Source organism: Halorubrum sp. DM2, from assembly GCF_901686465.1.
In the GTDB taxonomy this organism is placed as follows: Archaea; Halobacteriota; Halobacteria; order Halobacteriales; family Haloferacaceae; genus Halorubrum.
In genome coordinates this window covers 2,715,344-2,731,997 of record NZ_LR594487.1, presented here as the reverse complement: position 1 = coordinate 2,731,997, position 16,654 = coordinate 2,715,344, and the positions used below count along the sequence as shown (strand labels likewise).

At 68.1% G+C, this 16,654-nt stretch carries 17 protein-coding genes and 1 tRNA gene; 12 read left to right on the top strand and 6 right to left on the bottom strand.

Annotation, left to right across the window (positions count from 1 at the left end):
- Positions 1 to 42: 42 nt before the first annotated feature.
- The 3 genes from nth to QOL69_RS13675 all read left to right on the top strand — a co-directional run bounded on the left by nth (position 43) and on the right by QOL69_RS13675 (position 2,426).
- A complete protein-coding gene (gene nth / locus QOL69_RS13685; protein WP_283403610.1) occupies positions 43 to 741 on the top strand; it encodes an endonuclease III domain-containing protein in 699 nt (232 codons plus the stop codon).
- Between the two features lie 483 nt (positions 742 to 1,224).
- Positions 1,225 to 1,309 (top strand) — tRNA-Leu (locus QOL69_RS13680).
- 190 nt (positions 1,310 to 1,499) lie between these two features.
- Complete coding sequence (locus tag QOL69_RS13675) at positions 1,500 to 2,426, top strand: universal stress protein (protein WP_283403609.1); 927 nt, start codon at positions 1,500 to 1,502, stop codon at positions 2,424 to 2,426.
- A 381-nt stretch (positions 2,427 to 2,807) separates the two neighbouring features.
- Here the strand turns inward: QOL69_RS13675 and QOL69_RS13670 are convergent, their stop codons facing one another.
- The 4 genes from QOL69_RS13670 to QOL69_RS13655 form a co-directional block, all read right to left on the bottom strand.
- Positions 2,808 to 3,707, bottom strand: a complete 900-nt coding sequence (locus QOL69_RS13670) for a hypothetical protein (protein ID WP_283403608.1) — start codon at positions 3,705 to 3,707, stop codon at positions 2,808 to 2,810.
- A gap of 383 nt (positions 3,708 to 4,090) precedes the next feature.
- The gene (locus QOL69_RS13665; RefSeq protein ID WP_283403607.1) at positions 4,091 to 5,113 is read right to left on the bottom strand and encodes an NADP-dependent oxidoreductase; all 1,023 of its coding nucleotides are present in this window, start codon (positions 5,111 to 5,113) and stop codon (positions 4,091 to 4,093) included.
- A gap of 101 nt (positions 5,114 to 5,214) precedes the next feature.
- A complete protein-coding gene (locus tag QOL69_RS13660; RefSeq protein ID WP_283403606.1) occupies positions 5,215 to 6,351 on the bottom strand; it encodes a CapA family protein in 1,137 nt (378 codons plus the stop codon).
- Between the two features lie 64 nt (positions 6,352 to 6,415).
- Positions 6,416 to 6,616: a VNG_1110C family protein gene (locus tag QOL69_RS13655; protein ID WP_283403605.1), complete on the bottom strand. Its 201-nt coding sequence runs from the start codon at positions 6,614 to 6,616 to the stop codon at positions 6,416 to 6,418.
- A 178-nt stretch (positions 6,617 to 6,794) separates the two neighbouring features.
- Between QOL69_RS13655 and QOL69_RS13650 the strand changes: the two genes are divergently transcribed.
- Both QOL69_RS13650 and QOL69_RS13645 read left to right on the top strand, forming a co-directional pair.
- The gene (locus QOL69_RS13650; protein WP_048077361.1) at positions 6,795 to 7,904 is read left to right on the top strand and encodes an OBG GTPase family GTP-binding protein; all 1,110 of its coding nucleotides are present in this window, start codon (positions 6,795 to 6,797) and stop codon (positions 7,902 to 7,904) included.
- A gap of 211 nt (positions 7,905 to 8,115) precedes the next feature.
- On the top strand, positions 8,116 to 8,304 hold the full coding sequence (locus QOL69_RS13645) for a hypothetical protein (RefSeq protein WP_048077360.1): 189 nt from the start codon (positions 8,116 to 8,118) through the stop codon (positions 8,302 to 8,304).
- 139 nt (positions 8,305 to 8,443) lie between these two features.
- Here QOL69_RS13645 and QOL69_RS13640 read toward each other — a convergent pair whose 3' ends face one another.
- Complete coding sequence (locus QOL69_RS13640; RefSeq protein ID WP_283403604.1) at positions 8,444 to 8,806, bottom strand: hypothetical protein; 363 nt, start codon at positions 8,804 to 8,806, stop codon at positions 8,444 to 8,446.
- 174 nt (positions 8,807 to 8,980) lie between these two features.
- On the opposite strand from QOL69_RS13640, the gene QOL69_RS13635 reads away from it, so the two are divergent.
- The 5 genes from QOL69_RS13635 (at position 8,981) to QOL69_RS13615 (ending at position 13,035) form a co-directional block, all read left to right on the top strand.
- The gene (locus QOL69_RS13635; RefSeq protein ID WP_283403603.1) at positions 8,981 to 10,168 is read left to right on the top strand and encodes a redox-regulated ATPase YchF; all 1,188 of its coding nucleotides are present in this window, start codon (positions 8,981 to 8,983) and stop codon (positions 10,166 to 10,168) included.
- A gap of 89 nt (positions 10,169 to 10,257) precedes the next feature.
- Positions 10,258 to 11,088: an amidohydrolase family protein gene (locus QOL69_RS13630; RefSeq protein WP_283403602.1), complete on the top strand. Its 831-nt coding sequence runs from the start codon at positions 10,258 to 10,260 to the stop codon at positions 11,086 to 11,088.
- 76 nt (positions 11,089 to 11,164) lie between these two features.
- The gene (locus QOL69_RS13625; protein WP_283403601.1) at positions 11,165 to 11,659 is read left to right on the top strand and encodes a DUF371 domain-containing protein; all 495 of its coding nucleotides are present in this window, start codon (positions 11,165 to 11,167) and stop codon (positions 11,657 to 11,659) included.
- A 312-nt stretch (positions 11,660 to 11,971) separates the two neighbouring features.
- Complete coding sequence (locus QOL69_RS13620) at positions 11,972 to 12,163, top strand: hypothetical protein (RefSeq protein WP_283403600.1); 192 nt, start codon at positions 11,972 to 11,974, stop codon at positions 12,161 to 12,163.
- A 647-nt stretch (positions 12,164 to 12,810) separates the two neighbouring features.
- A complete protein-coding gene (locus QOL69_RS13615) occupies positions 12,811 to 13,035 on the top strand; it encodes a hypothetical protein (RefSeq protein ID WP_283403599.1) in 225 nt (74 codons plus the stop codon).
- 27 nt (positions 13,036 to 13,062) lie between these two features.
- On the opposite strand, the gene QOL69_RS13610 is transcribed toward QOL69_RS13615, so the two are convergent.
- Positions 13,063 to 13,662, bottom strand: a complete 600-nt coding sequence (locus QOL69_RS13610; protein ID WP_283403598.1) for an NUDIX hydrolase — start codon at positions 13,660 to 13,662, stop codon at positions 13,063 to 13,065.
- A 157-nt stretch (positions 13,663 to 13,819) separates the two neighbouring features.
- Between QOL69_RS13610 and proS the strand changes: the two genes are divergently transcribed.
- Positions 13,820 to 15,295 (top strand): proline--tRNA ligase, encoded by a 1,476-nt coding sequence (gene proS / locus QOL69_RS13605; protein WP_283403597.1) that lies wholly within the window; start codon positions 13,820 to 13,822, stop codon positions 15,293 to 15,295.
- A 138-nt stretch (positions 15,296 to 15,433) separates the two neighbouring features.
- Positions 15,434 to 16,549, top strand: coding sequence for a hypothetical protein (locus QOL69_RS13600; RefSeq protein ID WP_283403596.1), 1,116 nt, complete (start codon positions 15,434 to 15,436; stop codon positions 16,547 to 16,549).
- The last annotated feature ends 105 nt before the right edge of the window (positions 16,550 to 16,654 follow it).

The following is a 16,654-nucleotide window of genomic DNA, read 5'->3' as shown; positions in this document are numbered from 1 at the left end:
CGCATCCGCCGCCCTGAAGTCGCCCGCGCACGTAGCGCGCGTATGTCGACGCAGACGTGGGACGAGACGCGGGTCCGGGCGCTTCACGACGACCTCGTGTCGCTGTACGAGCCGGTCGACCGAGCCGCCGAACACGGGGCGGACCCGACCGCCGAGCCGGGGGAGGGCGTCCGCCAGCTGGTGACGACGATCCTCTCGCAGAACGTCGCCGACGAGAACACGGCCCGGGCCTCGGAGGCGCTGTTCGAGCGCTACGACGACTTCGCGGCCATCGAGGCCGCCGACCACGAGGAGCTGCGCGAGACGATCCGCGTGGCGGGGCTTCCCGACCAGAAGGCCGCCCGGATTCAGCGCGCGCTGGCCGCGATCCGCGAGGAGACGGGCGGCGCGTACTCGCTGGCGTTCCTCGACGCGATGGCGACCGACGACGCGAAGGCGTGGCTCACGGAGATCAAAGGCGTCGGCCCGAAGACCGCCAGCGTCGTCTTGAACTTCCACTTCGGGAAGCCGACGATGGCGGTCGACACCCACGTCGAGCGCGTCTCGAAGCGGTTCGGACTGGTCCCCGAGTCGGCGTCGAACCAGCGGGCCCACGAGGTGTTAGACAAGCAGATCCCGGACGAGCTGATATACCCGCTTCACGTCCTCCTGATCCGCCACGGCCGGGAGTTCTGTTCGGCCCGGAGCCCCGACTGCGACAACCCGGTTTGTGACGCGTACTGCGACTGCGAGGGCTGTTGAGACGTCGTTGGCGGAGCTGTGAGACGCTTCGAAGTATTGGCTGCCTATTTATAAGCGGTCGCTCGCGCCGTGACCACGACCAAATCCCCAGCCGCTCGGCTGTACGTGACTATTTTCGGTGTGACTGATTCCGTGACCGAGACCGCCGAAGCCCCAGCCGCGAGGACTCGGTGCGCTCGCTGTGCTCCTTGTCACTCGCTTCGCTCGTTCCTGCGGTGCTTGCGTCGCGCGCCTTCGTCCTCGCGACTGCCCCTTCGAGTCCCACCCCGCACAGCACCGCACAGCCTCACGCCTCCCCAGCCTCGTCGGCCGCGTCCGTCGGGCTCCCTCCGGTCGCCCTCGTCGCGGCCGACTCCCTCGCGCGGTGCTGTCTCGCGGTCGCCGGTGGCGACCGCTCGCAGGCACGCGCCACCGCATTTATAAATCACGTCGCGGCTGGTGGTTCGTCAGGTTCTTGAGTTGGTTTCGCCTACGCTGGGTTGCGCGCGGGTTGCCGAGCCAGGCCAAAGGCGTAGCGCTTAGGACGCTATCCCGTAGGGGTCCGCCGGTTCAAATCCGGTCCCGCGCACTGACTGAGTTTTCGAGCGAAGCGAGAAAACGAAGGAGGGGGCAGGAGCGGATTTGTAGCCCAGAGGACGAGCGAAGCGAGTCCTTGCGGTTCGAATCCGGTCCCGCACACTCGAAAGCGGTCGACGTCTTGTGGGTTTGCTTGCGTACTCAGCTACGACTACAAGAGCGACGGACGATCTCGCACGCGAATGCGCTCGGTCAGTTTCTGTCCGGGAAGTAGCTGGGTGAGTGTTAATATCTCTCACGGAGAAGTACGGGTCATGACCTCGAAGAATCGGACCGAGACGCTGTTGGTTCCCGTCGCGAATCCGGAGACCGCCGCACGATTACTCGACACGGTCATCGATATTGCGCGCGGCCAGTCGATGCGCGTCGTCGTGTTACACGTCGTCGAGGTGCCGCCCCAGATCCCTCTCTCTGCGGGTGACAGCCTTCTCGAAGACGACGGCGATGAGAGACGAGTCCTCGAAGACGCGGTCAAACGAGCCACGGACGCCGGCGTCCCGGTCGAATCGCGGATGCGGTACGCTCGAGACATCGCAACGGGAATCGTGGGAGCCGTCGATGTACACGACGCCGACGCTTTACTCGTGGGATGGCGCGGACGCCCTCGACGCCGCGACGTCATACTCGGGAGTTTCCTCGACCGGATCCTGAGCGAAGCACCGTGTGACGTCTTCGTTAAGCGCATCCGCACACCGTCGCGCGACATCGACTCGATCTTGGTCCCAGTCGCCGGTGGCCCACACTGTGAGCTGGCCGTCGAGCTCGCCGGCACGATCGCCTCACAGCGCGACGCGGCTGTCCGCCTTCTTCACGTCACTCACCCTGATGCGGATGACCCGGTGCGGGAGGAGACCGCCGCACTGCTCCGGAGCTACGATTCCTCTCTCAGCGGGATGGATATCAGCGTCAAGTCCACGACGCTCCGGAGTGACCACGTTGCAGGCGCAGTCACGGACGAAACGGCGAACCACGATCTCACCGTTCTCGGTGCGACGCGCGACCCGTTCCTCAAGCGAAAACTCGTCGGATCGGTCGCCGAAGGCGTCGGGCGAGCAGCCGCGAGTTCCGTCGTCCTGACGCGGAAGGCCCCGGAAGAGGACGACGACTGAGAGTGTGCGAGAGCGCGTGAACGGCCTCGGGGCTTGACCCCGAGGCGCTCGGCCCGCTCCGCCCGTGGAACCGTGAGAACGCCACGTGGATGATACTCGCTATTATACGGACGATCCTCGAACACGCACTACATAATCATTTACCCCCCGGTCGTAAACTGACTCAGCCTCAGCGGAGGTCGCTCGAAAGCGGTTCGCTGGTCTCGCTACCCGACAGCGGATCGGATTAGTTCCGGGGTCGGCACTGTTCGCTGGCTGTCTCTTGGTTTCACCGTTCGGTATCCCCTCGTCCGCGAATGCAGCGCTCGCGAGCACGCACCGGATCGCAGCCTGGTGGGTGACAGAGACGATCTCGACCGCCGAAGCACTCGGCAGTTCGATTCACCACACGCTGCCCCGATACTCGAACTGTATGTGGTCGATCGCGTCCGGCGGAATGCCCATCTCCTCGAACATCTGTCGGAAGACGGTGCGAACGTCCTGCTCCTCGAACGAACGCGTCGCGCGCGTCTGTGCGTCGACCTCCACGCCGCCGTGATAGTCGATGTGTACGCGGTACGTGTACCCGTCCGCCTCGTGCGTCACGGTCGCCCGAGGGAGAACGAACTCGATACTGCCGAGCTTGCCGTCCGCCGCGTAGTACTCGCGAACGTGTACGCCGGACCCGGCCGAAGACGTCGCGTTGACGGTCGTCGCACCGGCGGTCAGGCTGTCGTACGTGGCTCGGAAGGCCACCGGCTCGTCGATCTCGAGGCTTGGCGTGCCCGCTCCGGGTTCAGCGGGATCACTCGTCCGAACCTCCGTTTTGAGCTCCTCGACGTAGCCCTCTGCGGTCGCCGCGTCCATCTCGAACAGGAGTGTGAACCGGTCGACGAGCCACTCGTCGGGCGGAAGGTCGTCGACGGTGAACTCGCCTCGGTTGTCGTCCGCGAAGAGTGTCACGACGGTGACTCCTTCGTCCGCGTAGAAAGTGGCCCACAGTCGCTTCGTCTCCGAGCGGTCGAACGTAACCCTGAACGCCTCGTACTCCGGACCGAGTTCGGCGTCGAGTTCGTCGATACCCTCCGGGTGGAACCCGCTCGACCCGACTCGCTCGACCGCGTACCCCGCGGCCGCGGCGCGGTCGAGGGCGTCCTCGTACGCGAGATCCGACACGGTGACGCCGTCGGACGAGTACGACGCCACGTCGGACCCGATCAGTACCCCGGCGAAGACCGCATACGCGGCGGCGACGACGACGACGCCGATGAGGGCGACAGCGGCCAACCGTAATTTGTTCATACGTATTGATGCTTCTTCCGAGGAGATAGCTGTACCGTCGACACCGACGAGACCGACCCGCTCACGACCGGCGAAGGGCGGCCTCGATCGAACCGGACTCTGCTCAGTCGTCGCTCGCCTCACGCCGGCAAATCCGTTCGACCGACAGGAGCATCGAAGTAGCGATGTAATTCGGTGACCGACCTACGGACCGCACGCGTCGATCGACTGCGTCGAACGGGGCTCGATGGCCGGTCGGGAGAGATCGTCGGCAGTGCCTCCGCCGAGTCCCGGACCCGGACCGCTGTCGGACTCGCACTTGACGCGGCCGGCGGCGGCGGTAGGCGAGCGCGAGACACTCGCGTCGCTCCGTCCGGCGGTCCGGGTCGGAGGTCGGTGATTCGCTACTTCCCGTCCGCGCTCGACACCCGCACGACCTGCTTGCCGATGTTGTCGCCGGAGAAGAGACCGAGGAAGGCGTCGGGCGCGTTCTCCAGTCCCTCCACGACCGTCTCGCGGTGTTCGAGGTCGCCGGTCGCGACCCACCCGCCCAGCCGCTCGCTCGCCTCGCCGAACCGGGTCGCGAAGTCGCCGACGAGCAGCCCCTCGATTCTGGCTCGCACGGGGATGATCTGCGGGAGCTTTCGCGGGCCGGTCGGAACGCCCTCGTCGTTGTAGTGGGCGATCTGTCCGCAGACCGCGACGCGGGCGTCGAGGTTCAACTGGGTGAACACGGCGTCGGTGATCGGGCCGCCGACGTTGTCGAAGTACACGTCGACGCCGTCGGGCGCGGCCTCGTCGAGCGCGGCGCGGTAGTCGTCTGTCGCCTTGTAGTTGATCGCGGCATCGAAGCCCAGATCGTCGGTGAGCCAGTCGGTCTTCTCGTCGCTGCCGGCGAAGCCGACGACCCGGCAGCCGTTTCGCTTCGCGATCTGGCCGACGACGGAGCCGACCGCGCCCGCCGCGCCGGAGACGACGACCGTGTCGCCGGGCTTTGGCTGACCGACCTCCAGCAGGCCGAAGTAGGCGGTCCGGCCGGGCATGCCGAGCACGCCGAGGTACGCCTCGGGGTCGGCGACGGTCGGGTCGACGGGCGCGATGTCGTCGGCGTCGAGGGTCGCGTAGTCGGCCCACTTCCCCTCGCCGGTCACGAGGTCGCCGGCGTCGTACGCGTCGCTCTCGCTTTCGACCACTTCTCCGACGACGCCACCCTTGAGCGCGTCGCCGACGTCCCACGGCTCCGCGTAAGACTCGACGTCGCGCATCCGCCCGCGCATGTACGGGTCGACCGAGAGGAATCGGGTTCGGACGAGGAGTTCGCCGGGGTCGGGCGTCGGTACGTCGGTCTCGCGCAGTTCGAAGCTGTCCGTGTCCGGTTCGCCCTCGGGCCGTTCGGCGAGAAGCCACTCGCGGTTGGTGTTCGTCACGGTCCCCCTTGAGCCATCGAACCCAATAGGGTTTGGACCCCAGCAGCCGCGGTGGGGATTCGGAAGGAAGCCGAGGCCGTGGCGGGACCGACCCCGGCGGATTATTCGTCGCCGAGCGGAACCCGCAGTCGACCGTCGGCCAGCTCTCCGTCGGTTCCGTCGACCACGGTGCCGAACGCTTCGGAGCGCTCGGCGACCGTCTCGTGGACCCACGCCGCGACCTCGCCGTCCGCCAGCGCGGCGGTCTCGTCGTCGATGGCGGTCGGGACCACGTCGAGGGCGTCGAGGTCGCCGTCGCGGACGACGAGTTCGAAGAGCGCGCTCCGCTTGTTGCGGACGCCCTCGCGGTCGACGTAGTCGAGGTAGTCGTCGACGAAGTCGCCCGCGTCGTAGATGATCGGCCGCCCCTCGTACACCTCGACGCCCTGGAGGACGTGCGCGCTGTGGCCGTGGACGACGTCGACCCCCTGCTCGACAAGCCACCGACCGAACCGCTCGTGGACCGCACGGGGTTCGGTCTCCCAGTTCGCGCCCCAGTGGAGCGAGGCGACGACGAGATCCGGATCGAGGTCCGCAACGCGGTCGAGCACGTCGCCGACGAGGGCGCGAGTCTCGCGCACGGAGGGGTCGAGCCGCGCGAACGCGATGCCCGGGTCCGCGTCCGTCGCCGCGAACGCCGTCGACTGGTCGGTGAGTCCGAACGCGGCGACCGTCACGTCGCCCGCCTCGAAGGTCGCGGGTTCGAGCGCCTCGTCGAGGGTCACGCCGGCACCCGCGCGGGCGATGCCGGGGTCGGCGAGGTGCGTCCGGGTGTCGCGGAGCGCGGGCTCCCGGTAGTCGAGGATGTGGTTGTTGGCGAGCGAGACGAACGACGCGCCCGCCGCCTCCAGCGCGGGCACCGCGAACGACGGCGGCGACCGGAAGTAGTAGGTCTTGTCGGGCCACCGCTCGCCGCGGTCGGAGACGCAGCACTCCAAGTTCCCGACGAGGGCGTCGAGGTCGCGGAGCCGCGGGAGCGTCGTGCCCCAGACGCCAGCGGGGTCGTCGGCGTCGGCCCAGCGGTCGGCGACGCTGCGACCGAGCATCAGGTCGCCGACGAAGCCGATCCGCGTGGCGTCTCCGTCGGCCGCGTCGGCGTCGATCGCGCCGTCGTCGGAACCGGATGGAGACGCGGCGCAGCCGGCGATTCCGGTGGCTCCGGCGACACCCGAGGCGAGCAGCGCCCGACGAGAGACCATCGTCACGTGGTCTCGGCGAGCGGTGACTTCAAGGCTCCGAACGGGGACCGCCCTGACCGTCGCGTCACGCGAGCGCGACGCCGTTGCGCGTGAGGTAGTCGCTCGCGGCCTTGATCTCGACCGGGCTGCCGATGATCCGGTACCGCTCCGGCATCTCGATGATGGTGACCGTGAACCGGTCTTCGAGACACTCCCGGTGGCCCTCGAGCGCGCCGCGCGGGAGGACGATCTGCGTGCTGTCTCGAAGGCTCGACGGATCTGGCATTCGGCGTGTCTGAGAGTTGCTCGTCGCCGATATAACCGTGTCGAAGTATCGACGTGCCAACCACTCTCGCGGCGGAGATCCGGGGTTCGCGGTCGGCCGTCGTCGCGGCCGAACCTCGGGACCGCCCCGGCGACCCGAAGGAACACCTTTAACGACGCGACCGGCCGAGAAACGGGTAATGGGACTGGAGGAGGAGATCGAAGACCTCCGCGAGGAGATCGCCGAGACGCCCTACAACAAGTCAACGGAGGCGCACATCGGGCGGCTGAAGGCGAAGCTCGCGGAGAAAAAGGAGAAGCTGGAGAACCAGTCCTCCGCCGGCGGCGGCCACGGCTACGCGGTCGAGAAGCACGGCGACGCCACGGTCGCCTTAGTCGGGTTCCCGAGCGTCGGCAAGTCCACCCTCATCAACGCCCTCACCAACGCCGACAGCGAGGTCGGCTCCTACGAGTTCACCACCCTCGACGTCAACCCGGGAATGCTGAAGTACCGCGGCGCGAACATCCAGATCCTCGACGTTCCGGGCCTGATCGAGGGTGCCGCGGGCGGCCGGGGGGGCGGCAAGGAGGTTCTCTCCGTCGTCCGGACGGCGGACCTCGTCGTGTTCATGCTTTCGGTCTTCGAGATCGAGCAGTACGACCGGCTCCGCGAGGAGCTGTACGCGACCAACATCCGGCTGGACACGGAGCCGCCGAACATCAACATCCGCAAGACGCACAAGGACGGGCTCGGCGTGACGATGAGCGACGAGGTGAGCTTGGACGAGGAGACCGTCAAGCAGGTGCTCCGCGAGTACGGCTACGTCAACGCGAAGGTCACGATTCCCCACGACCTCACGATCGACGAACTCGTCGACGCCGTGATGGACAATCGTGAGTATCTCCCGTCGATGGTCACCGTCAACAAGGCGGACCTCATCGACAAGAGCTACCTCCCGACCGTGAAAGAGGAGCTCCGCGAGCGCGACCTCGACCCCGACGACGTGCTCTTCATCTCCGCCGAGAAGGGCCTCGGTCTCGACGGACTCAAGGAGCGCCTCTGGGAGGAACTCGGCGTTATCCGCATCTATATGGACAAGCCGGGACGCGGCGTCGACTACGAGGAGCCGCTCATCCTCTTCGAGGGCGACACCGTCGGCGACGCCTGTACGAAGATCGGCGGCGAGTTCGACGAGCGGTTCAAGTTCGCGCGGGTGTCCGGCGAGAGCGCCAAACACGACGACCAGCAGGTCGGGAAGAGCCACGAGTTGGCCGACGAGGACGTGCTCCGGATCGTCGCGCGGAAGTGAGTCGACATCGGTAGGTTCGGGCGCGGGTTTTCTGTTCAGAGCGGTGAACCGGCTGCCAGTCGCAGACAGAGGGGTTTACGCTGCGTCAGATCCGTTGAAACGCTATTCTTTGGACGTACTCCTGCTGGAACGGGCTGGTCGCTGAAGCGCGAGGAGTGGCCACGTTTCGGGCCGGGAGAAGACCTATCCTCGAAGAAGCGGTCGGTCGAATATGGTCCTCGCACCGGACGAGATCCCAGATCAGCTCTTGATCGACTACGAGAACGCGACCGTGTACGGCGATTTCGAACAGGAGCAGGTGCTTCACCGAGGCGAGGTTCGTGTTCTCCCGAACGGATGGGTTGCGTTGCCCACCGACCGACTCCTGTCCCCCGAAGCGGTACACCACATCGATCCGTAGAGGTCCCGTACTGAGCGGTTGCGGGGGTAAAACAGCAACTGCTGTCGATTTCAACAAAGCCGGCACCCGGTTTGTACGGTCCCGCCGGAGTCGGTATCGCGGAGTCTTCAGACCTGTCGGGTGTCCTTGACAGCGCGTTTCAGTGGACGCGTTCGGTCTGTCGCTGGGCCTCCGCCACGAAGAGCAGAAACGCGATGACGCCCATGAACAAGATTACGAACGGGAGCGTCGTCGCACCGTGTCGCCCGTAGAACTGTGCGAACGCCATCGGACTGACACACAGGCCGAACAGGCCGATCGCGTAGCCCAACCTGTCCGTCCGGTCGTCGAACTGGACGGCGGTACCGAGGAGCGAAACGTCGAACGCGAAGTAGAAGTACGCCGCTCCGGCGTAGACCGCCCCCGTCGCTCCCGAAACGAACCCGCCGGGCGAGAGGAACCGGTATATGCCGAACCCGACCAACAGACCACAGAGGGCGGCGAGCGGGAGGTCCCGATCCATGTGGGCGGATTATCTCAGTTGTGCTAAACGTTGTTGATTTCAGGGTGCGTCGCCCGCTGCCTCTTCGAGTCTCGCCCTACCGCGACCGCCGGAAGCGGATCCGCAGTGGCCGCCGTCGGTCGCTTCGCCGCGCCCGACCGAAAGGCGCTTTTCGCGTCGCCGCGAGGCTCCGGCATGATCACGGTCGCGCTCGCGGGCAAGCCGAACGCCGGCAAGTCCACCTTCTACACCGCCGCCACGGAGGCCGACGTCGACGTCGCGAACTACCCGTTCACGACCATCGACGCCAACCGCGGGGTGACCCACGTGCGGACGCGCTGCCCGTGTCTCGACCGCGAAGAGCGCTGCGGCTCGGAGAACTGCCGCGACGGGAAACGGTACGTCCCGATCGAACTGCTCGACGTGGCCGGGCTCGTCCCGGGCGCACACGAGGGGAAGGGCCTCGGCAACCAGTTCCTCGACGAACTGACGAACGCGGACGTGGTGGTGAACGTCGTCGACGCCTCCGGCGCGACGAACGCCGAGGGGGAGCCGGTCGAGGTCGGGAGCCACGACCCGCTCGACGACGTGGACTTCGTCGAGGAGGAGATGGACCTGTGGCTCGCGGGCATCGTCGACCGCAACTGGGAGGGCGTCGAGCGGAAGTCGCGCTCGCCCGACTTCGACCTCGAAGCCGCGCTGTCCGACATGCTCACCGGCTTCGGCGCGACCGAGGGCGACGTGGCGAGGGTCCTCCGCAGTCTGGAGTACCCGGACGACCCGAAGGCGTGGACCGACGACGACCGCGAGGCGCTCGCGCGGGCGGTCCGCCGCCGGACCAAGCCGATCGTCGTCGTCGCGAACAAGGTCGACGCGGCCCCCGACGGCGCGGTCGACCGGATCCGCGAGGGCACCGACAAGCCGGTGATCGCGGCCACCGCCGACGGCGAACTCGCCTTACGCCGCGCCGCGGACGCCGGCGTCGTCGACTACGATCCCGGCGACGAGTCGTTCGAGATCGTCGGCGACGTCTCCGACGACCAGCGCGCCGGTCTCGACGCGCTCCGCGAGTCGATGGACAAACACGAGGGAACGGGCGTCCAGACGGCGCTGAACGCCGCGGTCTACGACCTGCTCGACCGCATCACGGCCTACCCGGTTCAGGACGCCGGCAAGTGGACGGACGGGACCGGAAACGTCCTTCCGGACGCGTTCCTCCTACCCTCGGGGTCGACCCCGCCCGACCTCGCGTACGCGGTTCACTCGGACATCGGCGAGGGGTACCTCCACGCGGTCGACGCGCGCGCCTCACGGCGGATCGGCGAGGACCACGAGCTGACCGAGGGCGACGTTGTCAAGATCGTCTCGACCGCGGGGCCGTGACCGGTCTCGGGCGTCCGCGTCGCTCGCGCCCCACCGTGGGACCGACAGGCACATGCGGGTCGCCCGAGACGGACCGATAGAGAGCGGCCATGCTCGGGCTCGAACACGACTTCCGGATCGTCGACACCCGCGCGACCCTCGACCCCGACGAGTCGTCGGTCGCCACCCACGGGCGGGACATCTCCCCGGAGCGGCTGGAACGCGAGATGCTTCAGGCGGGGATCGTCCGCGCCGTCGCGAGCCCCGGCCAGCGCGCCCCCGGCCGGAGCTACCTCCGCGCGAACAACGCCGTCGCGCGCCTGTCGATCGACCGCCCGTTCGTCGCGTTCGCCCGCCTCAACGGACCGCGCGACGCCGGGACTGGCCCCGCGTCGGTTGTGCGGAACCTCCGCGCCGAGCGCGACGACCACCACACCCGCCCGGACGACGTCGAGCAGTACTCCTACGACGACCGCTTCCACGGCTTCACGCTCGCCCCCCACGTCGACGGCCTGCCGAACGAGGACGTGCTGTCCCGCCTCGAAGACGCCGACCTCCCCCTGTTCGTCCACGCGGGCCGAGAGTTCCCGCCCGAGGCAGTCGAGACGGAGCTGCTCGGCTACGACCTCCCGCTCGTCCTCGGGAGCTTCGGCGGGTACCCGCTGGACGCCGAACTGATGAACCGGACGCTCGACCTGCTCGACGAGCACGACCGCGTGTACGTCGACACGAGCGCGGTGCGCTACCGCGAGGTGCTCGAACGCGGCGTGTTGGAACACCCAGACCGCGTCCTGTTCGGGTCCGGCGCACCCGACGTCCACCCGAACGTCGGCGTGATGGAGGTGCTCACCCTCGATGTCTCCGAGGACCTGATGGCCCGCGTGCTGGCGAAGAACCCCGCTCGCCTCGTCCCCGCGCTCGCCGAAGGCGCGGACGTTTGAAGCGACGCCGCCGGGGTCAGCCTCGATCCGGTCGGAAGCGACGCGCACTTGTTCCGCCGCCGCCGACTCGACGCGTATGAGCGACGCAGCGGCGGACGACCTCGACAACGCGGGGTCGGACTCCGACGACCCCCTCGTCGAGGTCGTCCGCGCGGTCGGCCACGAGAACGTCACCGCCGAACACGCGAGCACGGTCGAACTCACGAGCGACGACTGGCTCACCCCCGCCGGCGACTGTATCGTCGGCGTCGAGGCGGACCGCACACCGCGAGATTTCGCCCCCGAGTTCCGCGAGGCGTGTCGCGACGCGAGCGCGACGATCGAGGCGACGTTCGTCGTCGACGACGGCGACGAGACCCATCGCGAGACGCTCACGGGCCGCGGCGACCCCGACCTCGCGCTCGTCGACGACCGCTCAATGGTCGGGCGCACGAGCGACTACACCGACGACGAGCGCACGATCTTCGTCGGGGGCGAGGGGGCCGCGGCCGACCTCGACCGCGACCTCGTGGCCGCGTTGGCCGACGGCGCGGACCTGACGCTCCGACTCGAAGTGACCCCCACCGAGTGACGGAACACGCCATGAGGGGCAATCTGCGGTGCGGTGGCGCGTGCCTGCGAGGCCGCCTCGTGCCCGAGAGTCGAGAGGGGCCGAAATGCCCCTGAAAGCCGGCGCTTCGCGCCGGCGACAGCACCGGCGAGGGACGCCGCGAGCGGCGGGGTTGGGTAGGCGTGAGGTGCGGTTGTAGTGCTGTGCGGGCGGGACGAATAGGTAGTTTCGAGGGCGAGCGCCCTACAGGAAGCACTGGAGAGAGCGAACGAGACGAACCCCGAACGTTTAGTACAGCAGACATATATGATCGCAGTTGTGAACCACGTTCGGATGCTCGAGAGCCCCGCCGTTCGATGGGCGGTCGCGTTTCTCTACCTCGGTACGTCGCTGTGGTTCCTGCTCGTGGCCGGTGACCTTCCGAGGATAGACCAGATAGTCGTGACGATCACCTGTGTGATAGGATTCTTCGTGGTCCCGATAGCGCTGAAAGGGTACGTGGATTCAGGGCCGGAAGAATACTGACGGACGTGACCGCGACCGCGACCTCGTTGCGGCGTTGGCCGATGCGCGAACCTGACGCTCCGACTCAAAGTGACCCCGGTCGAGTGACACCGTACGCGACGACCGACGATCTGCGGTGGGGTGGCGCGTGCCTGCGAGCGCCCGGAGGGCGCGAGACAGCACGCGCGAGGTCGCCGGCGCTACGCGCCGGCTGCCAGAGGGACCTTCGGTCCCTCGCTGGAGTCGCTGGCGGTCGGAGCGAAGCGAAGACCGCCACCGACGAGGCTGAGGAGGCGTGAGGTGCTGTGCGGTGCGGGGCGGGTAGGGCTCGAAGGGGCAGCCGCGAGGGCGAAGCACGGCGAAGCAAGCACTGGAGGGAGCGAACGAAGTGAGCGACCGAAGCGCGCAGCGAGTCGCGCGAGTCCTCGCGGCTGGGGCTTCGGCGGTGTTCGCGTCGATCGGCTATTTATAAAGAAAAACGCGGTCGTATCGCCGGGCGACCGGGGCCTCGATGGTTTCGGTTCGTGCGGCGATAGCTCCGTTTCAGATCTAGTATAAGTCGGCTCCGTTGGGATCCTGCCATCCAAACTAGCTCACCTAAAACGTCCACTCAGTGAGAGCCGCAGGTTCGCCAGTAGGCCTATGTGTTCGGTCGCTGAAGAGAGCGTATGAGCACGCTGTGGCAGGTCGGACACGTCATAGCTGTCGTCCTCGGCCTTGCCTACGTCGTCCTTCCGAAGAGCGTTCACGCGTTCGGATTCGAGTTCCTTCGACGCTCGTCTTCCGACCGATCCGAGGAGTCCGACCGATCCGAGGAGTCCGACACCCCTGTCCGGCTGTATCGCGGATTAGGCGTGCTGTTCCTGTTTATCGGCGTAACGGGACTGTTCTGAGCGGTGATTCGACGGAGCGGCTAACTCCTATATCGGCAGTTCCGCGTCCGCGCCGACGACGCGGTCGGGTTCCGCCGGCGCGCGCCAGTCGGTCGTGCGCTCCAACAGCTGGACGACCATCTGACCGGTCACGCCCCAGACCGTGTAGCCGTCGACGTGGAAGTAGTGAACGCGGTGGTCGCCGTACTCCGGGTGACCGATCCGACGCTCCGACTCGTAGTTCGCGGGGTCGGTGAGCGCGTCGACCGACAGGATCGCCACCTCCGCGACCTCCGACTCGTCTGGGACGTACTCGCGGTCGGGCGCGACGCCGACGAACGGGCGGACCGCGTACTTGCTCGACGTGCGCGTGTCGTCGATCCGCCCGACGACGTCGACCTCGTCCGATCGCATCCCGACTTCCTCGTCGGCCTCGCGCAGCGCGGTGTCCGTCAGTGTCCGGTCGATCGGTTCGCGGCCGCCGCCGGGGAAGCTCATCTGTCCGGGGTGTTCGCCGAGGTGCGCGGCTCGCTTGGTGAAGAGGAGGTGGGCGTCGCCGCGGCGGGCGATCACCGGTGCCAACACCGCCGCCTCCCGCCGCCCGGCGAGCGACCGCGGCTTGTGTCGGCGCAGCCCCGACAGGTCCATGGGCGAGGTAGGCGACGCGAGGCGGTTAACGTTTCCGCGAATTCCACCCAAGCGGGACGTGAACGTTCGACAGGAAGCGGACGGGTCGACCCGGCGACCGGCCGCGCGGCGGTCGGGTTCGGACCTTTTAAGCCCGCGACACCCGCTTTCGAAGGTAATGAGCGACGACGACCAAGAACTCGGGATCACCGAGTCCAAGACGCACAACACCGGCGAGTGGTACGCCGAGGTCGTACAGAAGGCGGGGTTAGCCGACTACGGGCCCGAGGGGATGAGCGGCTTCATCGTCACCCGACCGCGGGCGTACGCGGTCTGGGAGCGGCTTCAGGGCTTCCTCGACGCGAAGTTCAAGGAGACCGGCGTCCAGAACGCCTACTTCCCGTTGTTCATCCCCGAGTCGTACCTCGAACGGGAGAAGGACATCGTCGAGGGGTTCGACCCCGAGGTCGCGTGGGTCGACGAGGCCGGCAACAAGGAACTCGAAGAGCGGCTGGCGGTCCGGCCCACCTCCGAGTCGATCATCACCCCGTACATCAGCCAGTGGGTCCGGAGCCACCGCGACCTCCCGCTGCGCGTGAACCAGTGGTGCTCGGTCGTCCGGTGGGAGGCGACGGAGACGAAGCCGTTCTTCCGCACGAAGGAGTTCCTCTGGCAGGAGGGCCACACGGCGCACGCGACCCACGAGGACGCGTGGGAGGAGACGATGACGCGGCTCGACCAGTACGAGTCCGTCTACGAGGACCTGCTGGCGCTGCCCGTCCTGAAGGGTCAGAAGCCCGACCACGACAAGTTCCCGGGCGCGGACACGACGACGACCGTCGAGGCGCTGATGCCGGACGGGAAGTCGGTCCAGGCGGGCACCTCGCACCACCTCGGGCAGTCGTTCGCGGAGGCGTTCGACATCACCTACTCCGACGAGGACGAGGAGGAGCGGACCGCGCACACGACCTCGTGGGGGCTCTCGTGGCGCGCGCTCGGCGCGCTGATCATGACCCACTCCGACGAGCAGGGGCTCATCCTCCCGCACACGGTCGCGCCCACGCAGGTCGTCGTCGTCCCCATCTGGCAGGAGGACACGAAAGACGACGTGCTCGACTACGCCGAGGGCGTGGCCGACGACCTCGACGACGCCGGGATCCGCGTCGAACTCGACGACCGCGACGAGCGCAACCCCGGGTTCAAGTTCAACGAACACGAGCTGAACGGCGTCCCGCTCCGGATCGAGATCGGTCCCCACGAGGTCGACGACGAGGAGCTCACCTTGGTCCACCGCCCGGACGGCAAGAGCGTCGAGGTCGACCGCGACGGCGTCGCCGACACCGTTCGCGACGGGTTCGACGAGATATACGCCAAACTGTACGCGACCGCCGAAGAGACCCTCGACGACGGCGTGCGCGAGGCCGACGACCGCGCGGATATCCTCGGGACGCTCGGCCAGCACGGCGGCTACGTGAAGGCACCGTGGTGCGGCGACGAGGCCTGCGAGGAACCGATCAAGGAGCCGCTGGCCGCCGAGATCGTGATGGTCCCCTTCGAGGACGAGGACCCCCTCGCCGACGGCGACGGCGACGAGACGTGCGCGATGTGCGAGAACGACGCGGAACGGACCGCCTACTTCGCGAAGACGTACTGATCCCGCGACGCCTCCCCGCCGACTGCGGCGCGTCTTCGGGCGATCGCGTCCACCCCCGTCACGTCCGGCGATTAATCCGCGTTGATCCGATTTAACGGAGTTCCGGGTATATAGGTGTCGAGCGTGTACGGACTGGTGATGAACCGATGGATCGCGAGTCTCCTCGTCGCGGCCGTCGCCGCGGCGGTGGTCGCCGGGGCCGCCGCCGCCGCGCCGGGGGGCGTGGCGACCGCACAGACCGATCCGGGAGCGAACGGGACCGGGAACGAGAGCGGCGCGAACGCGACGGCCGACCTCAGCCCCGGCGAACGCCTCGCCGGAATGGTCGGGGTTCAGGGTGCCGAGATCGAGGGCGAGGTCGAGTCGCGCGCCTTCGAGGTCGCGCTCCGCGAGTCCGAGGGCAACGAGAGCCGCGCCGCCGTCGTTGCGGAGCGGCTGAACCGGACCGAAGAGCGCCTCGCGGAACTCGAACGAGAGCAGCGCGAACTCCGAGAGCGGCGCGCGGTCGGGGAGCTGAGCCAGGGGGCGTACGCCGCCCGGATGGCGACCACGACCGCCCGGATCGAGTCGCTCAGGCGCGGGCTGAACCGGAGTGCGTCGGCCGCCACGGAACTCCCGCCGGCTGTCCGCGCCGACCGCGGGATCGACGACGAGCGGCTGACGGAACTCCGCGAGCGCGTCGGGAACCTGAGCGGACCCGAGGTCGCCGCCATCGCCCGCGGCGTGGCCGGTCCGGGCGTCGGCGGTCCGGTGGGACCGAACCGTCGCGGGCCGCCGGGCAACGGGACCGAACGCGGGCCGCCGGAGGATCGCGGCCCGGACGCGGACGGACCGCCGGGCGACCGCGGTGACGGACCGCCAGACGACCGCGACCGCGGCGACGGACCGCCGGGCGACGACGCCGGACCGCCCGACGGGGAAGCGGGAGAAGCCCCCGACGGCGGTCCGTCCGAGAACGACTCCGAGAACGGACAGGCCGGACCGCCCGGCGGCGACGGCGACGGAGGCGGCAGCCCTCCGAACGGCACCGGACCCGCGGGGCCGCCGGAGCCACCCGGTGACGGCGACTCCGACGCGCCGCCGGGCGATCCGGGCGACGGCTCCGCCGGGGCTGGCACCGATTCCGGTGGGAACGGGTCGGACGGAGACAGCGCGGACGACGGCGAGGCGGACGGCGACGGGCGGTCGTCAGTCGGCGATGCGGCGGTGACGCCGCGGCAGATCGCTGCCGATCGCGCCGGTTTCGACGCGTGACGGACGTCACGCCGCGCGCGACCGCGACGCGTCTCGTGACACCTCCTGAGACCGACGGACGTTCCGGATGAGAAGGGATTTATCTGGCCGCTCTGTGCCCTACGT

Coding starts and splice junctions, on each gene's coding strand:
- QOL69_RS13620 (WP_283403600.1), top strand. CDS start 11,972: ATGCTCGAGAGCCCCGCCGTTCGATGGGCGGTCGCGTTTCTCTACCTC.
- QOL69_RS13660 (WP_283403606.1), bottom strand. CDS start 6,351: ATGGTCTCTCGTCGGGCGCTGCTCGCCTCGGGTGTCGCCGGAGCCACC.
- QOL69_RS13630 (WP_283403602.1), top strand. CDS start 10,258: ATGCTCGGGCTCGAACACGACTTCCGGATCGTCGACACCCGCGCGACC.
- QOL69_RS13650 (WP_048077361.1), top strand. CDS start 6,795: ATGGGACTGGAGGAGGAGATCGAAGACCTCCGCGAGGAGATCGCCGAG.
- QOL69_RS13640 (WP_283403604.1), bottom strand. CDS start 8,806: ATGGATCGGGACCTCCCGCTCGCCGCCCTCTGTGGTCTGTTGGTCGGG.
- QOL69_RS13610 (WP_283403598.1), bottom strand. CDS start 13,662: ATGGACCTGTCGGGGCTGCGCCGACACAAGCCGCGGTCGCTCGCCGGG.
- QOL69_RS13670 (WP_283403608.1), bottom strand. CDS start 3,707: ATGAACAAATTACGGTTGGCCGCTGTCGCCCTCATCGGCGTCGTCGTC.
- nth (WP_283403610.1), top strand. CDS start 43: ATGTCGACGCAGACGTGGGACGAGACGCGGGTCCGGGCGCTTCACGAC.
- QOL69_RS13655 (WP_283403605.1), bottom strand. CDS start 6,616: ATGCCAGATCCGTCGAGCCTTCGAGACAGCACGCAGATCGTCCTCCCG.
- QOL69_RS13600 (WP_283403596.1), top strand. CDS start 15,434: ATGAACCGATGGATCGCGAGTCTCCTCGTCGCGGCCGTCGCCGCGGCG.
- QOL69_RS13645 (WP_048077360.1), top strand. CDS start 8,116: ATGGTCCTCGCACCGGACGAGATCCCAGATCAGCTCTTGATCGACTAC.
- QOL69_RS13675 (WP_283403609.1), top strand. CDS start 1,500: ATGCGCTCGGTCAGTTTCTGTCCGGGAAGTAGCTGGGTGAGTGTTAAT.
- proS (WP_283403597.1), top strand. CDS start 13,820: ATGAGCGACGACGACCAAGAACTCGGGATCACCGAGTCCAAGACGCAC.
- QOL69_RS13625 (WP_283403601.1), top strand. CDS start 11,165: ATGAGCGACGCAGCGGCGGACGACCTCGACAACGCGGGGTCGGACTCC.
- QOL69_RS13635 (WP_283403603.1), top strand. CDS start 8,981: ATGATCACGGTCGCGCTCGCGGGCAAGCCGAACGCCGGCAAGTCCACC.
- QOL69_RS13615 (WP_283403599.1), top strand. CDS start 12,811: ATGAGCACGCTGTGGCAGGTCGGACACGTCATAGCTGTCGTCCTCGGC.